Annotated in this window: 14 protein-coding genes; all 14 read right to left on the reverse strand. The window is 72.6% G+C overall.

Translation table 11 applies throughout. The features are described from left to right. Positions 1-169: 169 nt before the first annotated feature. Positions 170-1480 (reverse strand): lipopolysaccharide biosynthesis protein RfbH, encoded by a 1311-nt coding sequence (rfbH, locus tag ACJ6WD_RS02500; RefSeq protein WP_016576558.1) that lies wholly within the window; start codon positions 1478-1480, stop codon positions 170-172. Positions 1481-1522: 42 nt separating this feature from the next. After that, the gene (gene rfbB, locus ACJ6WD_RS02505; protein WP_233656338.1) at positions 1523-2500 is read right to left on the reverse strand and encodes a dTDP-glucose 4,6-dehydratase; all 978 of its coding nucleotides are present in this window, start codon (positions 2498-2500) and stop codon (positions 1523-1525) included. A gap of 154 nt (positions 2501-2654) precedes the next feature. Then, positions 2655-3707, reverse strand: a complete 1053-nt coding sequence (locus ACJ6WD_RS02510; RefSeq protein WP_233656744.1) for an aldo/keto reductase — start codon at positions 3705-3707, stop codon at positions 2655-2657. Between the two features lie 11 nt (positions 3708-3718). Next, complete coding sequence (locus tag ACJ6WD_RS02515) at positions 3719-4309, reverse strand: NADPH-dependent FMN reductase (protein ID WP_016574577.1); 591 nt, start codon at positions 4307-4309, stop codon at positions 3719-3721. A gap of 34 nt (positions 4310-4343) precedes the next feature. Beyond that, the gene (locus tag ACJ6WD_RS02520) at positions 4344-5528 is read right to left on the reverse strand and encodes an acyltransferase (RefSeq protein ID WP_016574576.1); all 1185 of its coding nucleotides are present in this window, start codon (positions 5526-5528) and stop codon (positions 4344-4346) included. Positions 5529-5667: 139 nt separating this feature from the next. Continuing rightward, the gene (locus tag ACJ6WD_RS02525) at positions 5668-6957 is read right to left on the reverse strand and encodes an MFS transporter (RefSeq protein ID WP_376554007.1); all 1290 of its coding nucleotides are present in this window, start codon (positions 6955-6957) and stop codon (positions 5668-5670) included. A 97-nt stretch (positions 6958-7054) separates the two neighbouring features. Continuing rightward, entirely contained in the window at positions 7055-7816 is a 762-nt protein-coding gene (locus tag ACJ6WD_RS02530; RefSeq protein ID WP_407615049.1) for an SDR family oxidoreductase, read from the reverse strand. A 39-nt stretch (positions 7817-7855) separates the two neighbouring features. Next, entirely contained in the window at positions 7856-9349 is a 1494-nt protein-coding gene (locus ACJ6WD_RS02535; RefSeq protein ID WP_407615050.1) for an FAD-dependent monooxygenase, read from the reverse strand. 2 nt (positions 9350-9351) lie between these two features. Continuing rightward, complete coding sequence (locus ACJ6WD_RS02540; RefSeq protein ID WP_233656333.1) at positions 9352-10299, reverse strand: aromatase/cyclase; 948 nt, start codon at positions 10297-10299, stop codon at positions 9352-9354. A gap of 31 nt (positions 10300-10330) precedes the next feature. Further along, complete coding sequence (fabG, locus tag ACJ6WD_RS02545) at positions 10331-11113, reverse strand: 3-oxoacyl-ACP reductase FabG (protein WP_233656332.1); 783 nt, start codon at positions 11111-11113, stop codon at positions 10331-10333. A 79-nt stretch (positions 11114-11192) separates the two neighbouring features. After that, on the reverse strand, positions 11193-11456 hold the full coding sequence (locus tag ACJ6WD_RS02550; RefSeq protein WP_016573124.1) for an acyl carrier protein: 264 nt from the start codon (positions 11454-11456) through the stop codon (positions 11193-11195). Further along, the gene (locus tag ACJ6WD_RS02555) at positions 11453-12709 is read right to left on the reverse strand and encodes a ketosynthase chain-length factor (RefSeq protein WP_407615051.1); all 1257 of its coding nucleotides are present in this window, start codon (positions 12707-12709) and stop codon (positions 11453-11455) included. Before ACJ6WD_RS02555 ends, ACJ6WD_RS02550 begins: the two co-directional genes overlap by 4 nt. After that, positions 12706-13977 (reverse strand): beta-ketoacyl-[acyl-carrier-protein] synthase family protein, encoded by a 1272-nt coding sequence (locus tag ACJ6WD_RS02560; protein WP_407615052.1) that lies wholly within the window; start codon positions 13975-13977, stop codon positions 12706-12708. Before ACJ6WD_RS02560 ends, ACJ6WD_RS02555 begins: the two co-directional genes overlap by 4 nt. After that, positions 13974-14303 carry a TcmI family type II polyketide cyclase gene (locus tag ACJ6WD_RS02565; protein ID WP_233656328.1) on the reverse strand — a complete coding sequence of 110 codons (330 nt, stop codon included), beginning with the start codon at positions 14301-14303 and terminating at the stop codon, positions 13974-13976. Before ACJ6WD_RS02565 ends, ACJ6WD_RS02560 begins: the two co-directional genes overlap by 4 nt. Positions 14304-14306: the final 3 nt, after the last annotated feature.

Below are 14306 nucleotides of genomic sequence, written 5' to 3' on the forward strand. Positions count from 1 at the left end.
CGGCCTGGGCCGGGGAGCGTGTCGTGCGGGGCTCGCGGCGCGGCGCGGCGTCACCCCGGGATGCGTGCTGGCCGCGCCGTCACGCGAGGTCCTGAGCCACCGGCGGGGCGGGCGGGAGGTGGTGCGGGGGGACGGGGGTGCGCGTTCGCCGTCGGCCCGGCGGGGTCCGTCAGCTGTGCGTCTTGACGAATTCCCGGATCGAGTCGATCACGTAGTCGAGCATCTCGTCGGTCAGCGCCGGGTACACGCCGATCCAGAAGGTGTGCTCGGTGATCAGGTCGCTGTTGGTCAACTCCCCCACCACGCGCTGTGGTTGGCCGATGTAGGCGGGGTGCCGGGTGAGGTTGCCGGCGAACAGGCGGCGGGTGCCGATCTTGCGGCCTTCGAGGAAGTCGACGAGTTCGGCGCGCCGGAAGGGGGCGTCGGGGTCGATGGTGAGCACGAAGCCGAACCAGCTGGGGTCGCTGCGCGGAGTGGCCTCGGGGAGCAGCAGGTGGGGCACGTCGTCCAGGCCCTCGCGCAGGCGCCGCCAGTTGCGGCGGCGGGCGGCGCCGAACTCCTCCAGCTTGGCCAACTGGGTCAGGCCCAGGGCGGCCTGGAGGTCGGTCGCCTTCAGGTTGTAGCCCACGTGGGAGAAGATGTACTTGTGGTCGTAGCCGGCCGGCAGGTCGCCCATCTGGTACGTGAAGCGCTTGAGGCACTTGTCGTTCTCGCCGGGCTCGCACCAGCAGTCCCGGCCCCAGTCGCGCATCGATTCCACGATGCGGGCCAGGGCGAGGTTGGAGGTCAGGACGCAGCCGCCCTCGCCCATCGTGAGGTGGTGGGCGGGGTAGAAGCTGACGGTGGCCAGGTCGCCGAAGGTGCCGGTGAGTCGGCCGTCGTAGGTGGAGCCGACCGCGTCGCAGTTGTCCTCGATCAGGAACAGGTCGTGTTCCTCGGCGAGTTGGGCCATTTCGGCGACCTCGAAGGGGTTGCCGAGGGCGTGCGCGATGATGATCGCCCTGGTGCGGGGCCCGATGGCCTGGGCGACGCGGTCGGCGGTGGTGTTGTAGGTGCCCAGTTCGACGTCGACGAAGACGGGGACCAGTCCGTTTTGCAGGATGGGGTTGACGGTGGTCGGGAACCCCGCGGCCACGGTGATGACCTCGTCGCCCGGACGCAGTCGCCGGTCCTCCAGGAGGTGCGAGGTCAGCGCGGAGAGGGCCAGGAGGTTGGCCGAGGATCCCGAGTTGGTCAGGTGGGCCTTGCGGCGCTTGAGGGTCCGGGCGAAGGCGGATTCGAACTTGCGGGCGCTGCGTCCCGCGGCGATGCGCAGGTCCAGTGCCGCCTCGACGAGGGCGACCCGGTCGTCTTCGTCGAGGACGGCGCCGGAGGGCCAGATCTCGGTCTGGCCGGGGACGAATCGCTGGTCGGCCTGGGTCTGGCGGTGGTACGTGCGTACGTCGTCCAGCAGCAGCGCCTTAGCGTCGCGGGTGTCCACTTGGTCTCCTTGATGTCCGGACGCGGATGGTCACTTCCTCGCTCACCGCGACACCGGGGTGTCGGTGTCCTGCCACCAGTCGGCGTTGTCCCGGTACCAGGCGACCGTGTCGGCCAGTCCCCGGTCGAAATCGATCCGTGGCGCGTAGCCCAGTTCCCGGCGGATCTTGCTGTCGTCCAGGGCGTAGCGCAGGTCGTGGCCCTTGCGGTCGGGGACCCGCCGTACCTGGGACCAGTCGGCGCCGCACAGGTCGAGGAGGGCCTGGGTGATGTCGAGGTTGGTGCGTTCGTTGCCGCCGCCGACGTTGTAGGTCTCCCCCGCCCCGCCCTTGTTGAGGACCAGGCCGATGGCGCGGCAGTGGTCCTCGACGTGCAGCCATTCGCGCACGTTGTGGCCGTTGCCGTAGAGGGGTACGGGCTGGCCCTGGAGGAGGTGGGTGACGAAGAGCGGGATGAGCTTTTCGGGGTGTTGGTAGGGGCCGTAGTTGTTGGAACAACGGGTGAGCGACACGTCGATGCCGTGGGTGCGCCAGTAGGAGCGGACCACCAGGTCGGAGCCGGCCTTGGAGGCGGCGTAGGGGGTGTTGGGCAGCAGCGGGTAGTCCTCGGTCCAGGCACCGTCCTCGATGGAGCCGTAGACCTCGTCGGTGGAGACGTGGACGACCCGTTCGGTGCCGCAGCGCAGGGCGGCCTCCATCACGGACTGGGTGCCCAGGACGTTGGTGCGGAAGAAGTCGGCCGGGCCCGAGATCGAGCGGTCCACGTGGGATTCGGCGGCGAAGTGGACCACGGCGTCGTGGCCGGGGAGCAGCTCGCACAGCAGGTCGGTGTCGCAGATGTCGCCCCGGACGAACTCCAGGCGCGGGTGGGAGGGGGGCAGGTTGGCGCGGTTGCCGGCGTAGGTGAGGTTGTCCAGGACGGTGACGCGGGCGCCTTCCCAACCTGCGAAGCGGTCACCGAGGAGCATCCGGACGAAGTGCGAGCCGATGAAGCCGGCACCGCCGGTGACGAGGAGTTTCATCGGGTGGTGCCTCCTGTGGGGGTGCGGGGCGGCTGCCTTCTGCTGGGGCCGGCGGCGCGGGTGGGAGTCATCTGGTGGCTCTCCTTGGGCGGGCGGGCCCGGACCGGACGGGGCGCGGGACGGGCCCGGTCCCGGCCCGGTGGGGGCTGGGGGGTTACAGGACGTCGGTCACGGTACGGGCCGGGGCCCGGCGCCGTTCGATGTCCTGCCAGCGGTCTCCGTAGGCGCCGCGGGTGTATTTGGGATGGCGCATCAGGTCGCGGGGGAAGCCCAGCGTGGGGGCGCTGAGGTCGTCCAGGCGCGTGAGGTGTGCGCGGTCCAGGGTCACGTCCAGGCTGGCGAGGGTGTCGTGGAGCTGTTCGGGGCGGGTGGCGCCGAGGATCGGGAGGACCGGGTGGGGGCGGGTGCGCAGCCAGGCGAGGGCGACCTGCGCGGGCGTCCAGCCCCCTTCGTCGGCGATGCGGACGACCTCGCGGACCAGGGCGGTGTCGTCGTCGCGGTCGCCGGCCCAGTTCTCCACGGACAGCCGGCCGCGCTCGCCCCTCAGGTACTTGCCGGTCAGTCGCCCCTCGGCCAGTGCGCCCCAGGCGAAGACGGTGACGTCGCAGGCCGCGGCCATGGGGAGCAGGTCCCGCTCGGGGGTGCGGTCCAGCAGGTTGTAGCGGGCCTGGAGGCCGGCGAAGGCGGACCAGCCGCGCAGGTCGGCGAGCATGTTGGCGCGGGAGACCTCCCAGGCGGGCCAGTTGGAGGCGCCGACGTAGAGGACCTTTCCGGCGCGGATCTGGTCGTCGAGGGCGCGCATCACCTCCTCGACGGGGGTGAGGGCGTCCCGGGCGTGCAGCCAGAGCAGGTCGATGCGGTCGGTGCGCAGGCGGCGCAGGCTGGCTTCCAGGGAGGCGACGAGGTTCTTGCGGTGGTTGCCGGCGGAGTTGACGTCGCCCGGCCTGGTCATGGCGTTGTACTTGGTGGCCAGCACGAAGTGGTCGCGGCGGCCGCCGGCCAGGACGGTGCCCAGGCATTCCTCGGAGCGTCCGCCGCCGTAGACGTTGCCGGTGTCGAGGAAGTTGCCGCCGGCCTGGGCGTAGGTGTCGATGAGTTCGGCGGCGACCTCCGTGGAGGCGCCCCAGTCGTCGACGCCGAACGTGCCGGCGCCCAGGGCGAGTTCGGAGACTCGTAGCCCGGTCCTGCCCAGGACGTCGTACTTCATGGGCATCGCGGTCACGCGCCGTAGGGACGCTCGGCGCGTGCCCGGCGCAGCGCGTGGGCCCACCAGGTGAGCTGGTCCAGCAGGGCCTTGGCGGCGGTCTCGCACCCCTCGGGCTCCTTGGGCTGGCCCTGGTCGTCGAAGGCGGCGACGCCGCCGTGGAAGCTGACCGTGTCGCGGACGGTGACGGCGTGGAGTTCGGCGAAGACCTGGCGGAGCTGTTCGACGGCGCGCAGGCCGCCGGCGATGCCGCCGTAGGAGACGAAGCCGACGGGCTTGGCCTGCCATTCGACCAGGTGCCAGTCGATGGCGTTCTTCAGGGCGGCGGGGAAGCTGTGGTTGTACTCGGGGGTGACGACCACGAAGGCGTCGGCCCGGGCGAGCCGGGGGCGGGTGGTGGCGAGGACCGCGGTCATCTCGGGCGAGGGTTCGCGGGTCGGGCCGGTGGTGCTCAGGGGGACGTCGGCCAGGTCGATGACGTCGACGTCCAGGTCGGGGCGCTGGGCGGCGAGCCGGGTGAACCACTCGGTGACGGTGGGGCCGAACCGGCCGTCGCGGACACTGCCGATGATGACGGCCAGGCGCAGGGGCTGCTGTGCGGACATGGGGGGTCCTCTCGGAGGGCGGGGTGGTGGTGGTTCAGCGGGCGTCGGCGGGGACGCCGTGGGGTTGCGGTTCGTCCTGCCGCGGGCGGCGGTTCTTGGGCCGGGACCAGCGGCGCATGGCCGGGCGTTCGACGCCTGCGTACAGCGCCCAGGCCGCGACGACGGAGACGGCGAAGCAGCCCACGAGGAAGGCGAGGGCGACCGGGGTGCTCCAGGCGGGTCCGGAGGGCTGGCCGAAGATGTTGGGTTGGGAGCCGAAGGCCCGGTGGCCGAACTTCAGGACCAGGTAGTGGACGAGGTAGAAGGCGAACGAGATCTCCCCCAGCCACACCATGGGCCGGGTGCTGACCAGGGTGCGGCGGCCTTGGACGTCGGCTGCGGCGGCGGCCGGTATCAGCAGGGCCAGCGGGACGATGGTGAAGGCCGCGTAGTTGAACAGCGGGTTGTGGTCGACGTAGATCGGGACCAGGTAGGCGACGACCGTGAGGACGGCGGCCGGGACGATCGGCAGGTTGATCCAGCGGCCGGTGAGCAGGATCCGGGCCATGATCATGCCGAGCAGGAACTCCAGGAGGCGGACGGCCGGGAAGACGTAGACGAACCAGATCTGGGTCCAGGACACCGGCAGGAACGAGTAGTGGGGGGTGCCCGGGAGCAGGTGCTGGGCGATCACCGGCATCAGGACGACCAGCAGGGCGCTGATCCCGGCGGCGTACCACAGGCGGCTGGCCCGGATCTTGTTGACCGCCTTGATGAGCAGCGGGAAGGACAGGTAGAAGAGCAACTCCACCGACAGTGACCAGCTGACGTTGTTGGCGGCCTCGACGTAGGAGCTGTCGGGCATCCAGGCGTGCAGCAGGAACAGGGTGACCACGGTCTGCTTGGTGGCGACCGTGGTGCCGATCAGGGCCAGGAGCACCAGTGCGACGACGAAGGTGACCAGGTGGTTGGGGAAGATCTTCAACAGTCGTCGGCGCCAGAACCCGGTGGTGGTGTCGGTGGGCCGGGCCGACCAGGTCAGCACGAAACCGCTGAGGACGAAGAAGAAGGAGACCCCGAGGGCGCCCGCGTTGCCGAAGAAGCGGAAGTAGTCGGCGGCCGCGCCGATGTCGCGGAAGGCGCCGGCGGCGGCACCGTGCACCGCGAAGACCATCGCGGCGGCCAGGAACCGCATGCCGGTGAGCGAGGGCAGTCTGGAGGGTGGGGCGGGGGGCGTCATGGGCGGGTGCCTTCCTTCGGGAGTTCGGTGCCTGGGCATGCGGTGCCGGGGAGAACCGTTCGGCCGGTGCGTCGGTGGCGGGCGGGTGGTGGGCAACAGTCTGGGGCAGCGGTACCCGCCCGGTCAGCCGGCTGCCGCCTCAACGTGCCGTGCTGCGGGGGGACTTGGCGGCGCGCAACCCCCACAGGGCGAGGGCGAGGCCGATGGCCGCGACGACGCTGATCAGCATCAGGGGCGCCCGGTAGGCGCCCGCGGTGCCGGGTGCGCCGGGTGGCCGGCCGGCCAACTGTGCCGTCAGCAGTGCGGCGCTGGCCGTGGGCACGAGGACCGCGCCCAGTTGGACGGCGGTCTGGTACAGCGCGGTGGCGGCGGGGCGGTCGGTGGCCGGCAACGCGCTGCCGGCGTGCAGGTTCAAGGCGGTGAAGGACAGCACGAATCCCGCGCCGACCAGCACCAACGTGGGCAGCAGACCGGCGGCGTAGGAATGCGGCGGGGTGGCGGCGAGGGCGAGGAGGTACCCGGCCAGGGGCGCCAGGGCGCCCAGGGCGATCAGCCGCGGGGCGCCGAAGCGGGCGACCATCGGGCCGGCGAAGAGGGCGGCGACGGCCAGGGGCGTGCAGGCGGGCAGGAAGGCCAGTGCGGTCTGCCACGGGGACCAGTGCCAGGCGGTCTGGAGGTAGCAGGCCGCCAGGACCAACAGGGCGAGGTAGGTGCCGTTGAGGGTGGCGGCGCCCAGTGCGCTGCGGAGCAGGCGCCCGTTGGTCAACAGGTGGTACGGGGGCCGGATCGGCGTGCGGGGCCGGCCGGGCCCGCGGCGGGGGTCGTGGGGGACGGCGCGGGTGGCCAGGCACAGCAGGAGCAGGGCGGCCGGTGCCGTGCACACGAACGTCAGCCGCCAGTCGAGGGAGGCCAGGGCGCCGGAGAGGAGCAGTCCGGCGGTGAAGCCGATGGCGCCGAAGAAGGTGTACACGGAGACGGCACGCCGGCGTTCAAGGCCCTCGCGGTAGGTGGTGGTGATGATGGCCAGGCCGGTGGGTGCGGTCAGGGCGGCGCAGACACCCTTCAGGACGCGGGTGACGACCAGCAGGGTCGGGTCACTGGTCAGTCCGCCGGCCAGGGAGGCCAGGACGAAGACGGCGAGGGCGCCGAGGTAGAGGGGGCGGCGTCCGAAGCGCGAGACCAGGGCGGCGCCCACCAGGAGGAGCCCGGCGAAGCCGAGTGCGAAACCGCCCATGACCCACTGCACGGCGAGCGGGGTCAGGCCCAGGCCGGCGCTGATCGGGGGCAGGGCGACGATGACGACGGAGACTTCCAGGGCGTCGATCAGCATGTTGCCGGCGAGCACGAGCAACAGCGCCCAACCACCGCGGGCGCGGGGCGGGTCGTGGGGTGCGGCGGGGTGTGCGGGTGAGGCGTGCGGGTGCGCCATGGTGTCACCGCCAAGGGGTGGGCTGTGGGCCGGCCGCGACGCCCCGGAGGGGCCGCGGCCGGTGCCGCGCGGGGCGGCGGGGCGGGCGGGCGGTGGGTCAGCCCAGGAGGGTTCCGCCGGTGGCGTCGAGGAAGGCACCGGTGATCCAGCGGGCGTCGTCGGAGGCGAGGAAGGCGACCACGTCGGCGACGTCACTGGGGTCGCCGACCCGGCCGAAGGCCGACATCTGGGCCATCTGCTCGACGGCTTCGGGGATGTCGAAGACCGGGCTGCCGTTGTTGGTGATGCCGGGGGCAACGCTGTTGACGGTGATGCCGCGCGGGCCCAGGTGCTTGGCGAAGTGCAGGGCGAGCTGCTCGACGGCGCCCTTGGTCATCGAGTAGGCGACCTCCTGGGGGTTGGCGAAGCGGGTCAGGCCGGAGGAGATGTTGACGATGCGCCCGCCGTCGGGGATCAGGGGCAGCGCGCGCTGCACGATGAAGAACGGCGCCTTGGCGTTGACGGCGACCAGGCGGTCGAAGAGTTCCGGGGTGACCTCTTCGGGCGCCACGCCGCCCATGATGGCCGCGTTGTTGACCAGGACGTCCAGGGTGGTGGTGCCGGTGCGGTCCTTCAGCCCGGCTTCGAGGGCCTCGAAGAGGGTCTCGACGTCACCGGGAACGCCCAGTTCGGCGCGGACCGCGAAGGCCCGGCCGCCGTCGGCCTCGATGTCGGCGACGGTCTGCGCGGCGGCCCGTTCGTCGGCGGTGTAGTGCACGGCGACGGTCGCGCCCTCGCGCGCCAGGCGCCGGGCGGTGGCGCGGCCGATGCCGCGGCTGGAGCCGGTGACCAGTGCGGTCTTTCCCGCGAGCTTGCCCACGGTGTCCTCCTTGGTGTCGTGGTGGGGGTGGGTGTGCGGTCAGCGCCCGGTGGCCCGGGGGCTGACGTGGGGTGGCCCGAACCACCGCCGCAGGGCGGCCGCCAGGCTGTCGGGCGTGCCGTCGGCCCAGGCGAGGTGGCCGTCGGGCCGGACGAGTGCGGCGGTGAAGGCCGGCGGTGCGGTGCCGGGCGGCACACTGGCCCGCAGGACCCGGACCCGGCCGTCCGCCCAGGGGGCGGCGCACGTGGCGAGGGCCGGGTCGCCGCTGAGGTCGACGAGCAGGCCGCGGCCTGCCTGGAGCGGCGCGAAGGTGTCGGTGGCCTCGGTGGTGGTGCGCAGTGCGTGGTGGCGCACGGGGGTGCCCACCAGGGGGTGGTGGCCGGGCCCGGGTGGGTAGGCGTGGTCCAGGCCGCTGATCATGGCGGCGAGGTGGGTGCGGGCCTCGGGCAGGGCGAGGAGTTCGCCGAACACGGCGCGCAGCGGCTCCACTTCGGGGCCGCCGAGCAGGAGCAGTGCCTGGGCGGTGATGTTGCCCAGGATGCGGGCGCCGACCGGGTGGCGTTCGTCGTGGTAGCTGTCGAGCAGGCCGTCGCCGGCGGTGCCGCCGAGGTGCGCGGCGAGTTTCCAGCCGAGGTTGACCGCGTCGTGCAGGCCCAGGTTCAACGCCTGCCCGCCGACCGGCATTTGGTGGTGCGCGGCGTCACCGGCGAGCAGGATCCGGCCGTTGCGGTAGCGGTCGGCCTGGCGGCAGGCGTTGCCGAAGGCGTTCAGCCAGAGCGGGCGGCCGTGGGTGAGGTCCTCGCCGGTGACGTGCTTCCAGGCCGCGGTGACCTCCTCGAAGGTGGGGTCGGTGGTCCGGGGCGCGGCCGGGGTGCCGTAGCGGTGGACCATGACGCGGGTGATGCCGCCGGGGCCGCGGGAGGCGATGGCCAGGCCGCCCGGGTGACGTTCGAACCGCCGGTCGGGCACCGTGACGTCGGCGACGTCGGCGCGCAGCAGCTCCTTGGTGGCGTCGTGACCGGGGAAGGCGAACCCGCCCAACTCCCGCACGGTGCTGGTCTCGCCGTCGCAGCCGATGAGGTAGCGGGCGCGCACGGTGCGGTGGACGCCGTCCGCCACGACGTCGGCGCGGACGTGGTCGCCCGTCTGGGTCAGGCCGACCAGGCGGTGGCCGCGCAGGATCCGGGCGCCCAGGCCGGTGGCCCACCGTGCGAGGAGGGCCTCGGTGCGGGCCTGGGGGACCTTCCACTGGCCGCTGTGCGGGCTGGGACCGGACAGGTCCAGGCGCATGCCGCCGAAGTGGCCGGGGCCGCCACGGGGCGGGTCTCCCAACTCCGTCAGCAGGCCGCGTTGGTGGAGGATGTCCATGGTGCGGGCGTGCAGCGTGGAGGCGCGGGATTCGGTGGTGGGCGCGGGCCGTTGTTCCAGCACGGTCACCTCCGCGCCGCCCAGCCGCAGTTCGCCGGCGAGCATCAGTCCGACCGGTCCGGCGCCGACCACGACGACGGGGGTGTCGAGGGCGGGTGCCGTCATGGTCACTGCCGCCGGGCTTCGGCGTAGTCCTTGGCGTGGCCGAGGGTGGCGCGGCTGTTGGTGCTCAGGGCGCCGCGCACGTACGCGGTGGCTTCGGGGATGCCGGCCTCCGGGCCGAGGACGGCGGAGATGTTGGCGGGGTTGAGGACGACGGTGTGCTGCGAGGTGGCCCGTACACCGCTGCCGTGCTCCTGGAAGGTCCACCGGCCGGTGTGCAGGGTCATCAGTGCCGGCAGGGTGGTCTGCTTGTAGGCGATCTGCCGGTGCGGGAAGCAGACGCGGTAGGACTGGGTGGTGTGCGTGGAGCCGTCCTTGGCCCGGGTCTCCATCGTCAGGTGCTGGAGGCCGGGGGTGGCTTCGGCGAGGTCGACCTGGGCGACGTGCGGGAGCCGCTGCGGCCACCGGTCCGCTTCGTTGATGAAGTCGTAGACGTCGCTCGGGGCGCCGTCGATGTGCACGGTGTCCTCGAAGGAGAACGTCCACTCCCCCGCGGCCCGGTCGGCTTCGACGTTGGTCCTGAGCGCGGCCAGTTCCTGGCGTGAGTTGTCGTCGACGGCCTGGTCGATCCACTGGAGCTTGTCGGGGTCGTCGTCGACGGCGCGGTAGTCGTGCAGGAGGCGGACGCGGGAGCGGTCCGCGGCGAGCGGTTCGATGACCCAGGCACCGCCCATGGACGCCACCGGCGGGGCGGAGACCTCCTGGCGGAAGTCGATGCGGAGCCCTTCGGGGTCCAGGGTGCGGCGGGACGTCCAGTTCTTGGGTTCGCCGTTGGCGGTGGCCCAGATCTGGATCCGCTCGCTGCGCCCGTCCTGTTCGAGCTGCTCGACGTGGAGGGTCGGCGGGAAGATCCTGGGCCAGTTGGCCACCTGGGCGAGCAGCTGGTACACGGCGCGGGCCGGGGCCGAGATCGTGATCTCGTGCTCGACGGTGCGCGGGCCCGGTTGCGTCATGGTGGGTCTCCTTAGCTGGTGCGCCGGTCGGTCAGAAGTTGCCCAGGCCGCCGCAGACGTTGAGGGCCTGGGCGGTGATGGCGGCGGCGGTGTCGGAGGCCAAGTAGCCGACCAGGCCGGCCACTTCCTCCGGGGTGGTGTAGCGGCCGAGGGGGATCTTGGCGGTGAACTTCTTCATGACCGCGTCCTCGGTGGTGTCGTACGCGGCGGCGTAGCCCGCCCGGACGCGTTGGGCCATCGGGGTTTCGACGTAGCCGGGGCAGACGGCGTTGACGGTGATGCCGGTGGGCGCCAGTTCGTTGCCCAGGGCCTTGGTGAAGCCGACGACGCCGTGCTTGGAGGCGGAGTAGGGGGCGCCGAGGACGACGCCCTGCTTGCCCGCGGTGGAGGCGATGTTGATGATGCGGCCGCGGTTCTTCTTGCGCATGCCACCGGCGTTGAGGACCTCGCGGGTCACGGTGAAGACGCTGGTGAGGTTGGTGGCCATGACGTCGGCCCACAGGTCGTCGGGGACGTCGGCGGTCACGCCGCCGCCGCTGCGCCCCGCGTTGTTGACCAGGACGTCGATGGTGCCGAAGCGCTCGACGGCGGCCTGGACGAAGGCGGTGACCTGCGCGCCGTCCCGCACGTCGCAGCTGCTGCCGTCGACGGTGAGGCCCTCGGCGCGCAGCTCCCCGACGGTGCGGGTGACGTCCTCGGGGGTGCGGGCGCCGAGGTGGACGGCGTGGCCCTGGGTGGCCAGGAGGCGGGCGGTGGCCAGTCCGATTCCGCTGGTGCCGCCGGTGATGAGGGCGACGGGCTGCTGGTCGGGCACGGTTCTCCTTCACGAAGGGGGTGGGCGGGGGTGTCGGCGCCGTGCCGGGCATCGACGGGCGGGCACGGCGCCGACGGCTTCAGGCGGCGGCGCCGTTGAGCTGCTCGTTGACCAGGGCGATCAGGGCCCTGGGGGTGGTGGCCCCGGTGAACGCCGCGTCGTCCAGGGCCAGGTCGTACTGCCGCTCGATGCGGCCGAGGGTCTCCAGCAGGGCCAGCGATTCGAAGCCGAGGTCGCCGAAGGTGGCGTCGAGGGTCGTCTCGGCCAGCGTCTCCGGGTCGGCTCCGGCGCCCTCGCGCAGGATCTCCTTGAGGTCGTCGAAGGTGAAGGTGGGTCGGGTCATGTGCGTCCCTCTCGCGGGTCGGCTGGTGCGTCGTGCCGGCCGGGGTCGGCGGCGCGGACGACCAGTGCGGAGTTGAAGCCGCCGTGGCCGCGGGCCAGGACCAGCGCGGTGCGCAGGGCGGCCGGGCGGGCCTCGGTGACCAGGTCGATGGGGTGGCCGGGGTCGGGCGTGACGTTGACCGTCGGGGGAATGAGCCCGTCGCGCAGGGCGAGCAGGGCGGCGGCCACGTCCAGCGGCGCGGCACCGGAGTTGAGGCGGCCGGTCATCGTCTTGGGGGCGGTGACGGGCACGGCGTGGGCGCCGAAGACGTCGGTGAGCGCCCGGGTCTCGATGCGGTCCAGGTCGGGCAGGGCCGCGGCGTCGGCGAAGACGACGTCGATGTCGGCAGGTGCCGTCCGGGCGTCGTCCAGGGCCAGTTCGACGGCCCGGCGCAGGGTCGGGGGCCGGCCGCTGGTCGGGGCCGGGTCGAACGTCGCGCCGTAGCCGGCGATCTCGCCGTAGACGTGCGCGCCGCGGTCGCGCGCGGCGTCGGCGTCTTCGAGGAGGAGCAGCGCACCGCCCTCGCCCGGTACGTGGCCGTGTGCGGCCGCGTCGAAGGGCAGGTAGGCGCGGTGCGGGTCCCGGGAGGTGCTCAGGCGCTCGCTGGCGAGCTGGGCGACCCAACCCCACGGGCACAGGGAGGCGTCCAGGCCGCCGGAGAGGACCAGCGGGGTGCCCTTGCGGATGTGGCGTCGCGCCTGGGCGAGGGCGTCCAGGCCGCCGGCCTGGTCGCTGACGACGACGCCGCTGGGTCCCTTCATGCCGTGCCGGATGGAGATCTGGCCGGTGTTGACGGCGTAGAACCACGCGAATGCCTGGTAGGCGCTGACGTGCCGGCTGCCCTTGCTCCACAGGGCCCGCAGTTCGTTCTGCCCGAACTCGAAGCCGCCGGAGGAGCTGGCCGTGACGACGCCCATGTCGTAGGCGTCGAGGGTGCTGGGGGTGATGCCGGCGTCGGCGAGGGCCCAGTCGGCGGCGAGGAGGGCCAGGCGGGTGACGCGATCGGTCTGTGCGAGCAGCGGTCCCGGAAGGTGGTCCTCGGCGGTGAAGTCGGTGATCTCGCCGGCGAGTTGGGCGGGGTATCCGGTGGGGTCGAAACGGGTGGCCGGTGCGATGGCGCTGCGGCCGGTGCGGGTCGCGTCCCAGTAGTGCCTGGCTCCCAGGCCGTTGGGGGCGGTGATGCCGATGCCGGTGACCACGGTGGCGGGGCTCACGCGGCGTTCCTTCCGGGCCGGGTCAGCACCATGGCGCTCTGGAACCCGCCGAAGCCGCTGCCCACGGTCAACACGGTGTCGGTGCGCCAGTCGCGGGCGGTCAGCGGGACGTAGTCCAGGTCGCACTCGGGGTCGGGGGTGTGGAGGTTGGCGGTGGGGGGCACGACGTGGTTCTCCATGGCCAGGGCGCAGGCGGCGATCTCGATGGAGCCGATGGCGCCCAGCGAGTGGCCGACCATCGACTTGATGGAGCTGACGGGGACGCGGTAGGCGTGGTCGCCGAGGCTCTTCTTCAGGGCGGCGGTCTCGTGGCGGTCGTTCTGCTTGGTGCCGGAGCCGTGGGCGCTGACGTAGTCGATGTCGGTGGGGTGGGTGCGGGCCTCGGCGAGGGCGGCGTCGATGGCGGTGGCCATCTCGGCGCCGTCGGGGCGCAGGCCCGTCATGTGGAAGGCGTTGCAGCGTTGGGCGTAGCCGGCGATCTCGGCGTAGATGTGGGCGCCGCGCCGGCGGGCCGCCTGGAGTTCTTCGAGCACGAAGAGGGCGGCGCCTTCGCCCAGGACGAAGCCGTTGCGGGTGCCGTCGAAGGGCCGGGAGGCGTGTGCGGGGTCGTCGTTGCGGGGCGTGGTGGCCTTGATGGCGTCGAAGCAGGCCAGCGTGATGGGCGAGATGGGGGCGTCGGTGGCGCCGGCGACCATGACGTCGGCGGAGCCGTCCCGGATGAGTTCGACGGCGTGGCCGACGGCGTCGATGCCGGAGGTGCAGCCGGTGGAGACGACGGTGGTGGGGCCCTCGGCGGCCACCGCCCAGGCGGTCTCGGCGGCGAACGAGCTGGGCACGAACGCGTTGTAGAGGTGGCGGGGCGCGTACGCGTGGCTGACGTGTTCGAGGCGCCCGCCGTCGCTGACGACGCGGTACTCCTGGTCCAGCGTCATGGAGGCGCCGACCGCGCTGCCGAGGGTGACGCCGATGCGGTGCGGGGGGTGCTCGCCGCGGTCCAGGCCGCTGTCGGCGAGGGCCTGTCGGGCGGTGACGACGGCGAACTGGGCGGCGCGGTCCATCCGACGGACCTCCTGCGGGCCGAGGCCGTGTTCCTCGGGGTCGAAGGCGGCTTGGGCGGCGACCCGCGAGCGGAAGGGGGCGGGGTCGAAGAGGGTGATGGCCTGGGTGGCGGTGCGGCCCTCGCTGAGCAGGCTCCAGAAGTCCTTGGTGCCGATGCCGCCCGGGGCGAGGACGCCGATGCCGGTGATGACGACGCGGCGGGCGGTCATGAACGGGCCTGCCAGTGGTAGAAGCGGTGCGCCATGGCGTCGGCCGGCGAGCGCCAGGTGGCGGGGTCGTACGCCTGGATGAAGGGCTTGAGGTCGTCGCTGACGGCGACGAACCGCGGATCGGCCTTGGCCTCCTCGATGCGTTGGCCGCCGTCGGCGTCGTCGAAGTCCTGGAGGTGGAAGTACAGGCCGCGGTAGGAGAAGAGCTGGCGGCGGCGGGTGCCCATGCGGTGCGGCAGGTCGGTGGTGTCGAAGTCGGTGAAGAGTCGGGAGACGTCGGCGGCGGAGGCGGGGTCCATGCGGGCGACGATCAAGGTGGTGTGCATGTG

Source organism: Streptomyces sp. VTCC 41912, assembly GCF_045799175.1.
Taxonomy (GTDB): domain Bacteria; phylum Actinomycetota; class Actinomycetes; order Streptomycetales; family Streptomycetaceae; genus Streptomyces; species Streptomyces albulus_C.

Excerpts from the sequence above, each read along its gene's own strand:
- rfbB (WP_233656338.1), bottom strand. The coding sequence starts at position 2,500 with ATGAAACTCCTCGTCACCGGCGGTGCCGGCTTCATCGGCTCGCACTTC.
- ACJ6WD_RS02510 (WP_233656744.1), bottom strand. The coding sequence starts at position 3,707 with ATGAAGTACGACGTCCTGGGCAGGACCGGGCTACGAGTCTCCGAACTC.
- ACJ6WD_RS02515 (WP_016574577.1), bottom strand. The coding sequence starts at position 4,309 with ATGTCCGCACAGCAGCCCCTGCGCCTGGCCGTCATCATCGGCAGTGTC.
- ACJ6WD_RS02520 (WP_016574576.1), bottom strand. The coding sequence starts at position 5,528 with ATGACGCCCCCCGCCCCACCCTCCAGACTGCCCTCGCTCACCGGCATG.
- ACJ6WD_RS02525 (WP_376554007.1), bottom strand. The coding sequence starts at position 6,957 with ATGGCGCACCCGCACGCCTCACCCGCACACCCCGCCGCACCCCACGAC.
- ACJ6WD_RS02535 (WP_407615050.1), bottom strand. The coding sequence starts at position 9,349 with ATGACGGCACCCGCCCTCGACACCCCCGTCGTCGTGGTCGGCGCCGGA.
- ACJ6WD_RS02540 (WP_233656333.1), bottom strand. The coding sequence starts at position 10,299 with ATGACGCAACCGGGCCCGCGCACCGTCGAGCACGAGATCACGATCTCG.
- ACJ6WD_RS02550 (WP_016573124.1), bottom strand. The coding sequence starts at position 11,456 with ATGACCCGACCCACCTTCACCTTCGACGACCTCAAGGAGATCCTGCGC.
- ACJ6WD_RS02560 (WP_407615052.1), bottom strand. The coding sequence starts at position 13,977 with ATGACCGCCCGCCGCGTCGTCATCACCGGCATCGGCGTCCTCGCCCCG.
- ACJ6WD_RS02565 (WP_233656328.1), bottom strand. The coding sequence starts at position 14,303 with ATGCACACCACCTTGATCGTCGCCCGCATGGACCCCGCCTCCGCCGCC.